Source organism: Mycobacterium sp. IS-1742, from assembly GCF_001500125.1.
Lineage (GTDB): Bacteria > Actinomycetota > Actinomycetes > Mycobacteriales > Mycobacteriaceae > Mycobacterium.
The window spans coordinates 1-16,029 of record NZ_LQIV01000003.1; the positions used below are offsets into that span (position 1 = coordinate 1).

Genomic DNA, 16,029 nt, shown 5'->3' on the forward strand with positions numbered 1-16,029 from the left:
GTGGGGGGGGGGGGTTGGTATGGGGTGTACCACCACCAGTCGGCGCGTTCGCCGGATGGTCCGCGGTAGGGCGGCACGGTGGGCGGGGGCCGATTAGGTGGGCGCGCGAGGGGACCGTGTTCGAGTTTTCGGCCGGTGCCGTCGGTGACGGTGAGCTCCGATGCGGGTCCGGTGATGGTGATGACCCCGTTGTGGTGCAGCCGGTGATGGAACGGGCACAGCAGGACGAGGTTGTCCAGGTCGGTGGCCCCGCCGTCTTCCCAATGGCGGAGGTGGTGGGCGTGCAACCCGCGGGTGGCCCCACAACCGGGCACGACGCAGGTGCGGTCGCGGTGCTCGAGGGCGCGGCGCAGGCGGCGGTTGATCAGCCGGGTGGTGCGCCCGGCGCCGAGAGGCTGGCCGTCGCGTTCGAACCACACCTCGCAGGTGGCGTCACAGGTCAGGTACTGCCGGTCGGCATCCGACAGCAGCGGTCCCAGATGCAATGCGGCGATGCGGTCGTTGATGTCGAGATGCACGACGATGGTGGTGCGCTGACCGTGCGGGCGGCGTATCGCTTCGGTGTCCCAGCCGGCTCCGACGAGCGCCAGGAACGCATCGATGGTGGTGGGCAGCGGCGGCCGGTCCGCGCCCGCACTGTCACCGTGGTCGCGTTTCCACTGCGCGACCAACGCATCGTGGTGGGACTGTAGGGCGGCGTCGAACATCGCCGCCTCGACATGGGGTAGGGCGATGCGCCAGTAGGTGTACTGCTCATCGCTGGTCTTGGCGATCGAGGGCTGCGGGCCCGGGTCCGGCGTGGGTTCCGGCTCGTCGGACTGGGGTTCCGGTTTCGGTTCGAGTTTGATGGCGGTGCGCAGCTGGCTGACCGAGGCGTTGACGGCCAACTCCGCATAGTGCGCATCGGATCCAGGGCCGGCGCTTTCGGCGATCACCCCGACCTGATCGAGCGACAGCCGGCCTTCGCGCAGGGCCTGCACACACTGGGGGAATTCGGTGATGTGGTGGGCGACGGCGGCGATGGTCTTGCCGTTGCGCGGTGAGGACCCGGTCTTCCAGGCCATCAATGCCGCCAGCGAGCGCGTACCGGTCATGCCGATCAACTCGTCGTGTTCGATCTCGGCGGCGATCTCCACCAGGCGCCCATCGATGGAGTTGCGCTGACCCATCAGCTCCCCGATCTCCTCGAACAACGCATCGAGACGATCCGCCGAGCGCGTATCCGCGCCATAGGACGTCGCGACCGAGGACATGACCCCATACAAGCAGAGGGGTACGACAAGTCCGCCGACGGAAGATCAGCGGTCGGGCAGTGCCCGCTCGACGATCGGGACGCGTGGATGCGGTTCGCGCTCACGGCGTTTCGCGGCGATGTAGATCTGCGTGGTCTCCGCGGCGACGGTGTTCCAGTCGAAGTCCGAGGTGAGACGATCACGGGCGGCGACCGCGCGCCGCTGCGCGGCGACCGGGTCGTCGAGCACGGCGCGCACGGCCGCGGCGAGCGCCGCGACGTCGCGTGGCGTAAACGACATCCCGGTCACCCCGTCGATCACGGCTTCGCCGAGGCCCCCCGCCGTGGAGGTCACCAGCGGTGTGCCGGTCGCGGCCGCCTCGAGGGCGACGATCCCGAAGGGTTCGTAGTGGCTGGGCAGCACCGCCGCGTCCGCGGTGTGGAGCATGTCGACGAGCCCGTCGTGGTCCAGCCGGCCGACGAACGTCACAGCCTTGCGCACCTTGTGCTTTCGTGTCTGCTCGATGAGCCAGTCCAACTGGGTGCCGTCGCCGGCGATGGTGAGGGTGGTGCCGGGATGGGTGCGCCGGATCCGGGGGAGCGCGGCGATGGCGTCGTGCACTCCCTTCTCGTATTCCAGCCGGCCGAGGTAGAGCAGTTGGGCAGGCCCGCCGTGTGACCGGCGGCGCGCGAACGGCCAACGCGCGGCCTCGATTCCGTTGCGGATGACCCGGATCTCCGGCAGGCCGGGCCCGAACAGTTCGGTGATCTCCTCGCGCATCGACGCCGAACACGTGATGAGCGAATCGGATTCGCGCACCAGCCAGGACTCCACCGCGTGCACCTGGCGGCTGATCCGGCCGGCCACCCAGCCGGAGTGCCTGCCGGCCTCGGTGGCGTGGATCGTCGACACCAGTGGCACATCGAAGAATTCGGCCAACGTGATCGCCGGGTGGGCGACCAGCCAGTCGTGGGCGTGGACCACGTCGGGGCGCCACGGCTGACCGTGGTCCTTGATCGCCAGACCGGCCCGGATCATGGCGTGACCCATCGCCAGTGTCCACGCCATCATGTCGGGGCCGAACGCGAACTCGTGCGGGTCGTGGGCGGCCGCGACCACGCGCACACCCTCGCTGATCTCGTCGGTGGTGGGGTGCGTGCTGGGGTCGGTGTCGGCCGGGCGGCGGCTCAGCACCACGACCTCATGGCCGGCCGCGGCCAGCGCGGTGGCGAGGTGATGGACGTGGCGGCCGAGCCCGCCGATGACCACCGGCGGGTACTCCCACGACACGAGAAGGACTTTCACCGGGGCAACCGTCTGGCGTCGAGCGCGCCGAACAGGCCGTCGGCGCGGTTCCAGCCGTCGGCGAGGCGCTGTGCCTGCTCCCGGCGGCCGGCGGCCAGGGCGTCGGCGATCTCGCGGGTGGCGTGGGCGTGCAGGTGCGCCCGGTAGCGGGCGTAGTCGGCGGCGGAGTCCTTGCTGACCATGAACGGCCAGTCGCTGGACACCGTGAGCAGGGTCTCGCGCAGGATCTGGTCGGCGACGGTGTCGCGCGGTGTCGGGGTGCCCACCGACGCGTGCTGGGTGAGCGCCTTGTCGACGGTGCTCAGCGCGGTGTCGACGACTTCGGCGTTGAGTCGCACGAAGTCGGTCACCTGATCACCCGCCCAGACCTGCCAGTCCTTGCCCGAACCCCACGAGCTCGGCGGCAGATCGACTGGCGCGCCGACGAATCCGTCGTCCACGGCGTCGCCGAGGGTGCCGACCCGCACGCCCGCTTCGGGCAGCGCCCGCAACACGCGCGCCAGCCACTCCGGGCCCTCGTACCACCAGTGGCCGAACAGTTCGGTGTCGAAGGCGGCGACCACGTGCGCCGGCCTGCCGATCCGCTCGCTCTCGTCGAGCAGCCGCCGCCGGACCACGGCCACGAAGTCGGCGACGTGGGCGTCGATTGCGGCGTCGGCGCGGTCCGGGTCGTACGGCGCTTTGCCCGACGAGGGCACGTTGCGGCCGGTGACCCGCGCCGGCTTCAACCCCGTCACGTGGTCGTAGGTGTGGAAGTCCCGGTAGGCGGCGTGGCCCGGATAGCCGGACTTCGGCGACCACACGCGGTAGCTGACCTGCAGATCGCGCCCGAACGCGACGACGCCGGAGTCGCCGACCGGGCGGCCGAGGGCGGTGTCGCCGTGCAGCGACGGACCGTCGACCATGAAATGGCCGACGCCCGCGGCGGCGTAGTCGGTCTCCATACCCGGCGCGTACGCGCACTCCGGGGCCCAGATCCCGCGCGGGGTGTGAGCGAAGCGCTGTGCGGCGTCGGCGAGCCCTTCGCGCAGCGCGAACTCCCGTAGCCGCGGGTTGAGCAGCGGCTGGAACGGATGCGCCAGCGGTCCGCCCAGCAGCTCGACGGTGCCGGCGTCGACGAGCTCACGCAGCAGCGGGCTGCCGCCGTGGCGCCACAGCGTGGCGAATTCGTCGAGCGCGTGATCGGCTTCGCGTTGTTCGCGGGCGCCGAAGGTCCGCATCGCCTCGGGTGTGCAGGCCGGCGTGGTGTCCGACGACGTGCGCAGCGTCGCGGCCTCCAGCGCCCGCAGCCGCCAGTTCGCCAGCCAGCTGTGCATACCGGTCAGGCAGTAGGGGTCGTCGAGCTGGGCGGTCACCACCGGCGTCATCCCGAGCGTGAGCAGGTGGCCGCGGTCCTCGGCGGCCAGCCTGCGCAGCACCCGCATCAACGGCAGGTACGACGCCGACCACGACTGGTACAGCCACTCCTCGCCGACCGGCCAGCGTCCGTGGTGGGCCAACCATGGCAGATGCGTGTGCAGGACGAGGGTGAACAGCCCCGGTACCGCAGGCGCGTCGTCGCTCACGGCCGCACCGCGATCGCCACCAGGTCGAGGCTGTCATTGATATCGGGGTTGTCGCGGCTGCCGGCTTCCACCAGGTCGAAGTCGTCGGCGCGCACCGCGGCCACGTCGTCGAGCAGGTCCTGCGGCCACGGCGCGTCGGCCACGGCGCGGGCGATCTGCGCGTCGATGATCGAGCCGCCGTGCCGGGCGTCCGCCTCGCGCAGGCGGTCGCCGTGGAAGACCCCGTAGACGCCTTCGATCACGAACCCCGCGGTGGTGAGCAGGTCGGTCAGTTCGGCCGCGTCGAGTTCGCGGGTGTGGAACGGGTTGACCGGGGTGTCGCGGCCGGGGGAGAACGTGATCCGGTTCGGTGTCGACATCAGCAGCAGCCCGCCGGGACGCAGCACCCGCAGGCATTCGGCGACGAATTGTGGTTGATCCCACAGATGTTCGATGACCTGGAAGTTCACCACCACGTCGACCGATGCGTCGGCCAGCGGCAGGGCGGCCAGGTTGCCGTGGTGGACCTCGACGCGTGGGTAGCGGGCGCGCACGTGCGCGACGGTGGCCTCGTCGTAGTCCAGGGCGATCACGCGCCGCGCGACCCCGGCGATCAGGTCCGCCCCGTAGCCTTCGCCGCATCCGGCCTCGAGCACGTCGCGCCCGGCGCATCGCTGCAGGAGGCGGGCGTAGACCACCTCGTGCCGACGAAACCAGTAGTTCTCCTCGGCCAGGCCGGGGATCGTCCGCTCGCCGGTGAGGGGGAGAGTCTCGTCGCCGCCCTCGCGCGGCCCGGTAACGAATGCGCTCATCGCAGGCAGGCTAACCCAGGCGACGGGATCGTGGCCGGTTCGCGAACAGTTCGCGACGGGTTCGCGGTGGTAGGGGAGGCGGGCGCATGAACTTCGACCAGCTATGGTGTTCCTGCAAACCACCTGTAGTTACTGACGAGTAACATGGTGCCAGTTTCACAAAACGTGGTAACGGGCCGACCGCCGGCCGGCCTCATCGAGGAGGACGAACCATCTCATGACGAACATTGTGGTCCTGATCAAACAGGTCCCCGACACCTGGTCCGAGCGCAAGCTCTCCGAGGGCGACTGGACCCTGGACCGGGAAGCCGCCGACGCCGTGCTCGACGAGATCAACGAGCGTGCCGTCGAAGAAGCGCTCCTCATCAAGGAGAAGGAAGCGGCCAACGGGGTCGAGGGCACCGTCACCGTGCTGACCGCCGGCCCGGAGCGGGCCACCGAGGCGATCCGCAAGGCGCTGTCCATGGGTGCCGACAAGGCCGTGCACCTCGTGGACGAGGGTATGCACGGTTCCGACATGGTGCAGACCGGCTGGGCGCTGGCCCGCGCGCTGGGCGCCATCGAGGGCACCGAGTTGGTCATCGCAGGCAACGAGGCGACCGACGGTGCGGGCGGCGCGGTGCCGGCCATCATCGCCGAGTACCTGGGCCTGCCGCAGCTGACCCACATGCGCAAGGTCACCGTCGAGGACGGCAAGGTCACCGGTGAGCGCGAGACCGACGACGGTGTGTTCACCCTCGAGGCGCCGCTGCCCGCCGTGGTCAGCGTGAACGAGAAGATCAACGAGCCGCGCTTCCCGTCCTTCAAGGGCATCATGGCCGCCAAGAAGAAGGAAGTGACGACGCTGACGCTGGCCGAGATCGGTGTCGAGTCCGACGAGGTCGGCGTGGCGAACGCCGGTTCCAAGGTGCTCTCGTCGACGCCGAAGCCGCCGAAGACCGCAGGCGAGAAGGTCACCGACGAAGGCGAAGGCGGCAGCAAGGTCGCCGAGTACCTGGTCGGTCAGAAGATCATCTAAGACTCCCCGAGACACGAAGGACCGGAAGACAAATGGCTGAAGTACTCGTGCTCGTCGAGCACGCCGAAGGTGCACTCAAGAAGGTCACCAGCGAGTTGATCACCGCCGCTCGCGCGCTGGGCGAACCCTCCGCCGTCGTGGTGGGCAAGCCGGGCACCGCCGAGCCGCTGGTCGACGGCCTCAAGGCCGCCGGCGCCGCGAAGATCTACGTCGCCGAATCCGACGACGCGGAGAACTACCTCGTCACCCCGCAGGTCGACGTGCTCGCCGCGCTGGCCGAGTCGAACAGCCCCGCCGGGGTGCTGTTGGCCGCCTCCGCGGACGGCAAGGAGATCGGCGGCCGGCTCGCGGCCCGCATCGGCTCCGGTGTGCTGACCGACGTCATCGCGGTTGCCGAAGGCGGCAAGGCCACCCACTCGATCTTCGGTGGCGCCTACACCGTGGAGGCCGAGGTCACCGGTGACACCCCGGTGATCACCGTGCGCGCGGGCGCGATCGACGCCGAGCCCGCCGACGGTGCCGGCGAGGTCGTCAACGTCGAGGTTCCGGCCCAGGCCGAGACCGCGACGAAGATCACTAAGCGGGAGCCCGCCGTGGCCGGCGACCGTCCGGAGCTCACCGAGGCGACCGTCGTCGTCTCGGGCGGCCGTGGTGTCGGCAGTGCCGAGAACTTCGGCATCGTCGAGGAACTCGCCGACGCCCTCGGCGGTGCGGTCGGCGCGGCGCGCGCCGCGGTGGACTCGGGCTACTACCCGGGTCAGTTCCAGGTCGGCCAGACCGGTAAGACGGTCTCGCCGCAGCTGTACATCGCGCTGGGCATCTCCGGCGCGATCCAGCACCGCGCCGGTATGCAGACCAGCAAGACGATCATCGCGGTGAACAAGGACGAAGAGGCGCCGATCTTCGAGATCTCCGATCTCGGCATCGTCGGCGACCTGTTCAAGGTCACCCCGCAGCTCACCGAGAAGGTCAAGGCGCGCAAGGGCTGAACCCGCTCGACGCGGTAGCGAGAACCCCGGCACCCGCGCGGTGCCGGGGTTCTTCGCGTCTTGCCCTCGAAACGTGTGGTCGCAGTGCCACCCTGAGTGGGTGAGCGAGAGGAGTCACACGATGAAGATCACCGTCATGGGAGCGACCGGACAGATCGGTGCACAGGTCGTCGACCTACTGCGTCGGGAGGGGCACGACGTCGTCGCGGCGTCGCGCGGTTCCGGTGCCGACGTCCTCACCGGCGACGGTCTGGATGACGCGCTGACCGGTGCCGACGTACTCGTCGACGTCACCAACTCACCGTCGTTCGAGGACGGCCCGGTCATGGAGTTCTTCCGCCGGTCGTCGGCGAACCTGGTGTCGGGGGCGCGCGCGGCGGGCATCGGCCACTACGTCGTGCTCTCGATCGTCGGCGCCGACGGCCTGCCCGAAAGCGGTTACATGCGAGCGAAAGTCGCGCAGGAGAAGGCGGTGGCCGAATCCGGGCTGCCATACACCATCGTGCGTGCCACCCAGTTCCACGAATTCGCCGAGATGATCACCGACTCGCTCACCGTCGGCGACCAGGTCAGGGCGCCCGACGCTCTCATCCAGCCGATCGCCGCGGCCGACGTGGCCGCCGAGGTGGCTCGCGTGGCCGTCGGCGCGCCGGTCAACGGCGTGGTCGACGTCGGCGGACCGGACAAGCTGCCGTTCGCCGACCTGGCCCGCGCCGTTCTCGCCGCGCGGAGCGCCGACGTGGCGGTGGTCGTCGATCCGGACGCCAGGTATTTCGGCACGCCGGTCGGCGACACCAGCCTGGTGACCGGTGAGGGCGCGGTGATCGCCCCAACCCGCTTCGGCGACTGGCTGGCCCGTCGCTGAGCCGTACACCCGCAGCGCCTCGCGGAGCCCGCACCTTGTACGTTCGTATAGTCGCCGGGTCCGGCGACACACCACCGACGAAGGCAGGTTCATGGGAGATCTCGATCACACCGTCGCACTCGTGACGGGCGCCGCCCGCGGCCAGGGCAGGAGCCACGCGGTGGCACTGGCCGCCGAGGGCGCCGACATCATCGCGATCGACCGCTGCGCCGACATCGAGTCCATCCCGTACCCGCTGGCGACCAAGGAGGACCTCGACGAGACCGCCGAACTGGTGCGGGCCACGGGACGCCAGGTGGTGACCGTGATCGCCGACGTCCGGGACCTGGCGGACCTGCAGGCGGCCGTTCAGACCGGCACCGCCGAGCTGGGCGAGTTGGACATCGTGGTGGCCAACGCCGGCGTGGTGGCGATCGGCCTGACCGACCCGACCGACGAGCGGCTCTACCGCGACATCGTCGACATCAACCTGAACGGCGTGTGGCACACGATCGCCGCCACCGCCCCGTCCATCATCCGCAAGGGTCGGGGCGGATCGATCATCCTCACCAGTTCCATGCAGGGTCTGGTCGGCCGCGGCGGCGATGGCAGCGCCGCGATGTTCGCCTACGCGGCGTCCAAGCACGGCGTCGTCGGGTTGATGCGCTCGGCAGCCAACGCGTATGCGCCGCACAACATCCGGGTCAACTCCGTTCATCCCACCGGCGTCGGCACCCCGATGATCCTCAACGAGCACATGGCCACCGTGTTCGCGGCGAACCCCACCTCCGACGCCATGGCCGGCAATCTGCTGCCCGTCCCGTACGTGGAACCCGAGGACGTCGCCAACGCCGTCGTGTGGCTGGCCGGCCCGAAGGCGCGCTACATCACCGGCACGGCGCTACCGGTCGACGCGGGGCACGCGGCGATGTGATCCGCGGCCGACGAGCGACCAACTCGTCACCGAGCGTGCACGAACACGTCACGCAGCGCTTGCCGCCGCGCTGAACGGCTCAGCGACCGTGCTGGACATGAGCACTGCTTCTGTCCTCATCTCCGCCGATATCGCCGCCGACACCCCGCGGTATTCGCTGCTCCTGTCTACCGATCCCGACCTGATCAGCGCCGCGCAGCGGCTGCGCCACGACGTGTTCACCTCCGAGCCGGGATTCGCCCTCGCCGGCACTCTCGACGGTCGGGACGCCGATCGCTTCGACGAATACTGCGACCACCTGCTCGTACGCGAGGACACCTCCGGCGAACTGGTCGGCTGCTACCGGATGCTGCCCCCGGCCGGGGCCATCGCCGCGGGCGGCCTCTACACCGCGACTGAATTCGACGTGCGGGCCCTCGACCCGCTGCGGCCGTCGCTGGTCGAGATGGGCCGCGCGGTGGTGCGCCAGGACCACCGCAACGGCGGTGTGGTGCTGCTCATGTGGGCCGGCATCCTGGCCTATCTCGACCGCTGCGGCTACGACTACGTCACCGGATGTGTCTCGGTACCGGTCGCCGGGCCGGCCGGCGAACCGGCGGGTACCCAGCTGCGCGGTGTGCGCGACTTCGCGCGGCGCCGTCACGCCGCCCCGGAGCGCTACACCGTGCACCCGTACCGCCCGGTGGTGGTCGACGGCCGCGGACTGGACGCCATCGCGCCCCCGGCGCGGGTCGCGATGCCGCCGCTCATGCGCGGCTACCTGCGGCTGGGCGCGCAGGTCTGCGGGGATCCGGCACACGATCCGGACTTCGGCGTCGGGGACTTCCCGGCGCTCCTGGACAAACGCCACGCCGACATCCGCTACCTGCGCCGGCTGCGGTCGGTCGCGGCGGCAGGCGAGATGGCCGAGGGGCTGGCGGGGGGTACCGCGTCATGACGCTCGCGACCGAACACGCCTGGCTGCAGCGCGCCACCTGCGACGCGAGTTGCGTGGCCGCAGGCGCCGACCGGCCCGGGCGACGCTGGTGGGTCGCGGTGCGCACCGGGGTGCGGGTCGGCTCGGCGGCGGCGCTGTTCTCGTGTGTGTGGCTGCTGGCGCTGCCGCTGCCCGGCCGGTGGCACGTGCAACGCGCCTACTGCCGGCTGATGCTGCGCAGCTTCGGCGTGCGGATCGCCGTGTCGGGTGGGCCCATCCGCAACCTGCGCGGCGTCCTGGTGGTCAGCGGGCACGTCTCCTGGCTGGACATCTTCACCATCGGCGCGGTGCTGCCCGGATCGTTCGTCGCGCGGGCCGACCTCGTCGACTGGCCCGCCCTGGGACCCGTCGTGCGGTTGATGAAGGTCATCCCGATCGACCGGGGGAGCCTGCGTCGGCTGCCCGCGGTCGTGGCCGCGGTCACCGACCGGCTGCGGGCCGGCCACTCCGTCGTCGCATTCCCCGAGGGCACCACCTGGTGCGGGTTGGGCCACGGCCGTTTCCGCCCGGCGATGTTCCAGGCCGCCGTGGACGCGGGGCGGCCGGTGCAGCCGCTGCGCATCACCTACCGCCACCACGACGGACGGCTGTCCACCGTGCCCGCATTCGTCGGCGACGATTCCCTGGCGGCTTCGGTCCGACGGGTCATCACCGCCCGCCGGACGGTCTGCCACATCGGCGTCGAGTCGCTGCAGCTGCCCGGCGACGACCGCCGTGACCTGGCCGCCCGCTGCGAGACGGCCGTCCGGGGCATCGCGCCGGTGACGGCGAGCGCTCACGTGCTGGCCGCCTGACCCGGCGATCCGGGCGGTGCCCGGTCGACGGCTATCCTGGACGGGCCATGACCTCGTCGAAGTCGGTCTACCTCGACCACGCCGCGACCACCCCGATGCACCCCGCTGCCATCGAGGCGATGACGGCCGTGCTGACCACCGTCGGCAATGCCTCCTCGCTGCACGGTGCGGGCCGGTTGGCGCGCCGCCGGATGGAGGAGGCCCGCGAGACGCTGGCCGGGCTGTTGGGCGCGCGTCCGTCGGAGATCATCTTCTGCGCGGGCGGCACCGAGAGCGACAACCTCGCGGTCAAGGGGATCTTCTGGGCGCGTCGCGACGCCGAACGGCGCCGTCACCGCATCGTCACCACGCCGATCGAGCACCACGCCGTTCTGGACGCGGTGCAGTGGCTGGTCGAGCACGAGGGCGCCGAGGTGACCTGGCTGCCCGTGCGGGCCGACGGGTCGGTGACGGCCGCGGCCCTGCGCGCGGTGCTGCAGTCCCACGACGACGTCGCGCTGGTGTCGGTCATGTGGGCCAACAACGAGGTCGGCACCGTCCAGCCGATCGCCGAGCTGTCCGCGGTCGCCGCCGAGTTCGGTGTGCCGATGCACAGCGACGCGGTGCAGGCGGTCGGTCAGTTGCCGGTGGACTTCGCGGCGAGCGGACTGTCGGCGATGAGCGTGACGGCGCACAAGTTCGGCGGACCCACCGGTATCGGCGCGCTGCTGTTGCGCCGCGATACCGCCTGCGTGCCGCTGTTGCACGGCGGTGGCCAGGAACGCGACGTCCGTTCCGGGACGGCCGACGTCGCCGGTGCGGTCGCCATGGCGGCGGCGGCGCGGGTCGCGGTCGACGGCCTCGACGCCCATCGTGGCCGGGTGTCCGCGCTGCGGGACCGGCTGATCGACGGTGTGCTGGCCACGATCGACGACGTCGCCGTCAACGGTGCCCGCGGCGACCGGTTACCGGGCAACGCCCACTTCACCTTCCGGGGATGCGAAGGCGATTCGCTTCTGATGCTGTTGGACGCCAAGGGAATCGAGTGTTCGACCGGCTCGGCGTGCACCGCCGGGGTGGCGCAGCCCTCGCACGTGCTGATCGCGATGGGCGCCGATCCGGCCAGTGCCCGTGGTTCCCTGCGGCTGTCGCTCGGCCACACGAGCACCGACGCCGACGTCGACGCGGCGCTCGAGGTGCTGCCCGCCGCCGTCGAGCGGGCGCGGCAGGCGGCGCTGGCCGCGTCCGGGGTGGTGGACTGACGATGAGCGCTTGCGCGAAGAGTGAGCGATGATGCGTGTTCTGGTCGCGATGAGCGGCGGCGTCGACTCCTCGGTCGCCGCGGCGCGCATGGTCGACGCCGGCCACGACGTGGTCGGGGTGCACCTCGCGCTGTCCGCGACCCCCGGGACGCTGCGGACCGGATCGCGGGGATGTTGTTCGAAGGAGGACGCGGGGGATGCCCGTCGCGTCGCCGACGTGCTCGACATCCCGTTTTACGTGTGGGATTTCGCCGACCGCTTCAAAGAGGACGTGATCGACGACTTCGTCGCGTCCTATGAGCGCGGAGAGACGCCGAATCCGTGTGTGCGGTGCAACGAGAAGATCAAGTTCTCCGCGTTGGCGGGGCGGGCGCTGGCGCTGGGATTCGACGCGCTCGCCACCGGTCACTACGCGCGGCTGTCCGACGGCCGCCTGCGCCGCGCGGTCGATCACGACAAGGATCAGTCCTATGTGCTGGCGGTGCTGACCGCACAGCAGTTGCGCCACGCGGTGTTCCCGATCGGGGACACGCCGAAGGCGCAGATCCGCGAGGAGGCGGCCGCCCGCGGACTGGCCGTGGCCGACAAGCCCGACAGCCACGATATCTGTTTCATCCCGTCGGGGGACACCCGGGCGTTCCTGGGTGCGCGGATCGGGGTGCGACCCGGCGCGGTGGTCGATGCCGGTGGCACGAAACTCGCCGAACACGAAGGCGTGCACGGGTTCACGATCGGACAGCGCAAGGGGCTCGGTATCGCGGGTCCCGGCGCGGACGGGCAGCCGCGCTACGTCACCGGCATCGACGCGGCCACCGGGACGGTGCGGGTCGGCGGTGTCGAGGACCTCGACGTGTGGCGGTTGACCGGCGAGAGTCCGGTGTTCACGTCCGGGGCCGCGTTCACGGGGCCCGTGGAGTGCCAGGTCCAGGTGCGGGCGCACGGCGGGCTGGCGGACGCGGTGGCGTCATATGACTCGGGCGTGCTGTCGGTGCAGTTGCGGGCGCCGCTGCGCGGTGTCGCGCCCGGCCAGACGATGGTGATCTACCGGCCCGACCCCGCCGGCGACGAGGTACTGGCCAGCGCGACGATCAGCGGGGCCGAGGGGCACTGAGTCGTGGCTGCCGGCCTCGAGGCGGCAACGCTTTACACGGCGCGAGCGGCGGTGATTCACCCCGTCCGTCATCATTGGTGCGATTTCATCGCTTACGCAAGCGACAGTTGTCCGGCATGGTGACCAAGCCCCAGATTCATCGTTGCCGGCTTATACGCGTGCAGTTCACCAATAGATCCACACCCTCGATGCCTGCCTTCAGTGCTGCCCGTTTGCTCCTGCCCCCTGTGACGCTCACGGCCGCGCTCACCGCGTGGCGGGGGATCCGACAGCTCGTTGGCGTCGACGGCCGCCGGGCCCCCGTGAGCGGAGGCTCGATTGTCTATGCCACCGATCGCGAACCCACCTGCCTGGACCCGCACGGCTTCGGTGACATGCCGCAGACCTATGTCGCGCGGCAGTACCTGGATTCGCTTGTCTCCGAACGCCCGACGGCAGCGTCGTCCCGTGGCTCGCGGAGTCGTGGGAGGTCTCACCCGACGGCTGGCCTGCCTACACAATCGCTGTGTGGAACCAGATTCATCATATGCCGTAATCCGTTGCAGTTCAACGTAACTCGATGGCCGCTCGAATGGTTCCTCCGTCGAGTAGCTGGCGCGTTGCGCAGTGTGACTCTGGCCCGTAGGTTTCATCCAGCTACATTGACCTGCTTATGGTCACAGACGCCGATGGCCCGATGGACTGCGGCCGTTGAGCGGGCACTTTACTGCGAGTGAATGAAGTCAACAGCGTTATGTGAGCCCGGAGATAGCGGAGCGGTTGCGGCTCGCTCAGGTGCAAGGCGCGTCTGCAGGGTCACTTCTCCTTTCTGACTCCTTTAAAGCTGCCGCCGTTCTTCTTCGCTTGGACGAAGCGGCCGGTGGTCGTATCGCGTTTCACCCACGTGCCTGACGCGGTCCGTAACTGGCTCCGTTTGGTGACCGACCCGGTTCGTGCGCCGCGCCCAGTATTTTTCGCCATCGCCCTTCGCCTCCCTCGCCCTCTGTGGCAACTCTAGCTCGGGATCGTCCCACGAAGGTACGACACGACCGTGGCGCACAGCAGAAAAAGGACCGAGCCAGCCAACACGAGCGTACTGGCCAACCGGAGTCGAGACCCGAGGGTTGAGGGTTCCCGCGCGAGCAGGACTGATGCTGCCAATGCCGACGGGCCCACAATTAACCCGAGCGTCCTCAAGTCTTTAGTAGGTTCACGCATTAGAACCATAGAGAGAAGAAATATCAAGAGGGAAGCGAGATACGGAACTCCCTGAAGCCGACGCAGAAGCGCAAGCTTGAATTTTAGTCTGACGCGGTAATCACGATCTGTATCGTGTGCGTAGAATGATCGCGTCTGGTCGTCACTCTTAGAAAGGAAGGATCCAAATGCGAACTCGTCCTTGGCGGGTTCCAGGGCGGCGAAGTCCGCAATACGAACATTTGGATCCGAGATCTTGAAGGTAACGTGGTTGCTCTGCGCATCAGCTATTACTAAGATTTGTGACCCGGTCCTACGGAGTGGGTGAAGCGTGAGGCTGCGTCGTTCGGTGTACTTGATCACAAAGGGCTCATCAACGGGGACTTTTACTGCGACGATCATATCGTAATGCGTTCCGTAGTCGGCAAGAGCTCGTAAGAACTCCCCTGCGAAAGGAGAGGAATCGACCATTGTTAGCATCTTTTGAAGTAAGCGTAGGTATTCGCGCAGATATTTGGTCGCGTCATCCTCATCGAAGGGAACGTCAGCCGGGTACAGGTCGGGTATCGCTAACGCGGGGCTCTCGCATACAGTGTATTGAACAGGCATATCTAGCAAAGGGCGCAATAGCCTTTTGCAGGAAGTATTGATCGCCGCCCATTCCTCTAGTACTCGCGCAGTAACACTGGTACCCAATCCGTCCTCGAGATAGTCGGCTAACGAGAAACCGTCACTGCCGTAAAGCCATCCGGTTTCGGAGAAGCCTAGAACTCGTGTCAGGATCCGGTTCTGCCGACCGGTAACCCGTATGCCAGCTCTCATAGCTACCGCGGTCAGATATCTCGCTTGTCTCTGAGCGATCTCCATCCGTGGCAGCAGCCAGGCGTCGCCCAGCGGACCCTCGATGGTGAAGTCGAGTAGCGGGCCGCGGGGCATCGGGGCGACATTGAGGGCGATCAGAACTTGTGTGTCAGCCGGACTTACATGCGATTCGATGAGCGGCCTGAGCGGTGCCGCTTGGAGGGATCGCGTGCGAAGACAGGTAGTTGCTGCGTCAACGACTATCTCTTCCACCACTCGAACCCGCCACTGAAGTGGCTCGAGGAGAAGGGCCGCCGTGACGTCGCGGTTCTCGGTGAGGTTCTTCAAAGGCCGACTTTCGTACGCACGATGCAGTGCTCGTGGCTGGAGTTGCTAGGCTTGTCTGTGGCGAGGTTACTTCCAGGTTCCATCAGAGCTCCGGATGACACGGCGGGAGGCTTGAACAGGTTGCGCGAATTCCCTGATCTATGCCGAGCCGCATCCGCTCACGGTGTGAGCAACGAGCCACGGCCGTCGAATGACCCGTCCACCTAAGCGACCCACCGCAGGCGCGCGACCCACCGCAGGCGGCGCCGGCCACGCCGCTAACCCGGCACCTTCGCGAGGATGTTGGTCATCACGATGTCGGGTACCGAGTCGGTGAACCTGCAGAACGTCACCTCGACGAGCACCGCCGACTTGAGGCGGTAGTCCCGCCCGCAGTCGCCGGGCCGCGTCGAGAGCGCATCGGCCGTCGACGTCCAGTCGCCGATGTAGGCCGGACCGTAATCTGTTGTGCCGCAACCGTCGACCAGCGCGACCACCGCGTCGAACGCCCGCCGCGCCGTCGGCCCATCTCGATATCCGGCGGCGCCCTGCGAGATGAGGCCACCGTCGGGCGGATTCTGGAACGTCGTCTTGTGGAACTCCTCGACCTCGTCGCCGAAGGTCTGCGACTCGGCGAACAGCCAGCGGCACGGCACAGGCATCTGCTCCATCAACGATTCGATGTCGACCGGGATCTTGCCGTCCATGCTCGGAATGATGGTGAGATCCTCGCCCGCGCCCGTGATCGCCTGCATCTGCGCGGTCTCGAGCAGCACGGTGTCGACGTCGACGGGGGAGCGGGAATCGTCGTCGAGGCCCGGGGCCGACCGGATAGCGGTGCCGTCGACGGTCGTCACACACCCGGCGGTCAGCAGCGCCGCAGCGGCCGCCGTCAGCGCCCTGGCCCGTGCGGTCATCGCCGTCC

Annotated in this window: 14 protein-coding genes; 8 read left to right on the forward strand and 6 right to left on the reverse strand. The window is 68.9% G+C overall.

The features are described 5' to 3' along the window. The 4 genes from AU196_RS02855 to AU196_RS02870 all read right to left on the reverse strand — a co-directional run. Nucleotides 1-1,253: HNH endonuclease signature motif containing protein (locus AU196_RS02855; protein WP_059093587.1), on the reverse strand; the 1,253-nt coding region annotated here is incomplete at its 3' end. Between the two features lie 45 nt (nucleotides 1,254-1,298). Beyond that, nucleotides 1,299-2,537 carry a glycosyltransferase family 4 protein gene (locus tag AU196_RS02860; protein WP_059093588.1) on the reverse strand — a complete coding sequence of 413 codons (1,239 nt, stop codon included), beginning with the start codon at nucleotides 2,535-2,537 and terminating at the stop codon, nucleotides 1,299-1,301. After that, complete coding sequence (locus tag AU196_RS02865; RefSeq protein ID WP_059093589.1) at nucleotides 2,534-4,102, reverse strand: 1,4-alpha-glucan branching protein domain-containing protein; 1,569 nt, start codon at nucleotides 4,100-4,102, stop codon at nucleotides 2,534-2,536. Before AU196_RS02865 ends, AU196_RS02860 begins: the two co-directional genes overlap by 4 nt. Further along, nucleotides 4,099-4,893, reverse strand: a complete 795-nt coding sequence (locus tag AU196_RS02870; RefSeq protein WP_059093590.1) for a class I SAM-dependent methyltransferase — start codon at nucleotides 4,891-4,893, stop codon at nucleotides 4,099-4,101. The genes AU196_RS02865 and AU196_RS02870 overlap by 4 nt, the downstream gene beginning before the upstream one ends. Before the next feature lie 217 nt (nucleotides 4,894-5,110). Between AU196_RS02870 and AU196_RS02875 the strand changes: the two genes are divergently transcribed. The 8 genes from AU196_RS02875 (at nucleotide 5,111) to mnmA (ending at nucleotide 12,800) form a co-directional block, all read left to right on the forward strand. Continuing rightward, nucleotides 5,111-5,911 carry an electron transfer flavoprotein subunit beta/FixA family protein gene (locus AU196_RS02875; RefSeq protein WP_059093591.1) on the forward strand — a complete coding sequence of 267 codons (801 nt, stop codon included), beginning with the start codon at nucleotides 5,111-5,113 and terminating at the stop codon, nucleotides 5,909-5,911. A 32-nt stretch (nucleotides 5,912-5,943) separates the two neighbouring features. Then, nucleotides 5,944-6,900 (forward strand): electron transfer flavoprotein subunit alpha/FixB family protein, encoded by a 957-nt coding sequence (locus AU196_RS02880; protein ID WP_059093592.1) that lies wholly within the window; start codon nucleotides 5,944-5,946, stop codon nucleotides 6,898-6,900. 121 nt (nucleotides 6,901-7,021) lie between these two features. Next, nucleotides 7,022-7,765, forward strand: a complete 744-nt coding sequence (locus AU196_RS02885; RefSeq protein WP_059093593.1) for an SDR family oxidoreductase — start codon at nucleotides 7,022-7,024, stop codon at nucleotides 7,763-7,765. A gap of 91 nt (nucleotides 7,766-7,856) precedes the next feature. Beyond that, complete coding sequence (locus AU196_RS02890; RefSeq protein WP_059093594.1) at nucleotides 7,857-8,678, forward strand: mycofactocin-coupled SDR family oxidoreductase; 822 nt, start codon at nucleotides 7,857-7,859, stop codon at nucleotides 8,676-8,678. Between the two features lie 97 nt (nucleotides 8,679-8,775). Beyond that, nucleotides 8,776-9,615, forward strand: a complete 840-nt coding sequence (locus AU196_RS02895) for a GNAT family N-acetyltransferase (protein WP_059093712.1) — start codon at nucleotides 8,776-8,778, stop codon at nucleotides 9,613-9,615. Then, the gene (locus tag AU196_RS02900; protein ID WP_059093595.1) at nucleotides 9,612-10,448 is read left to right on the forward strand and encodes a lysophospholipid acyltransferase family protein; all 837 of its coding nucleotides are present in this window, start codon (nucleotides 9,612-9,614) and stop codon (nucleotides 10,446-10,448) included. The genes AU196_RS02895 and AU196_RS02900 overlap by 4 nt, the downstream gene beginning before the upstream one ends. Before the next feature lie 47 nt (nucleotides 10,449-10,495). Next, nucleotides 10,496-11,689: a cysteine desulfurase family protein gene (locus tag AU196_RS02905; protein WP_059093596.1), complete on the forward strand. Its 1,194-nt coding sequence runs from the start codon at nucleotides 10,496-10,498 to the stop codon at nucleotides 11,687-11,689. Between the two features lie 31 nt (nucleotides 11,690-11,720). After that, complete coding sequence (mnmA, locus tag AU196_RS02910) at nucleotides 11,721-12,800, forward strand: tRNA 2-thiouridine(34) synthase MnmA (protein WP_059093713.1); 1,080 nt, start codon at nucleotides 11,721-11,723, stop codon at nucleotides 12,798-12,800. A 993-nt stretch (nucleotides 12,801-13,793) separates the two neighbouring features. Here the strand turns inward: mnmA and AU196_RS25445 are convergent. After that, a complete protein-coding gene (locus AU196_RS25445; RefSeq protein ID WP_157545997.1) occupies nucleotides 13,794-15,125 on the reverse strand; it encodes a hypothetical protein in 1,332 nt (443 codons plus the stop codon). 257 nt (nucleotides 15,126-15,382) lie between these two features. After that, nucleotides 15,383-16,021 (reverse strand): sensor domain-containing protein, encoded by a 639-nt coding sequence (locus AU196_RS02915; protein WP_059093597.1) that lies wholly within the window; start codon nucleotides 16,019-16,021, stop codon nucleotides 15,383-15,385. Nucleotides 16,022-16,029 lie beyond the last annotated feature (8 nt).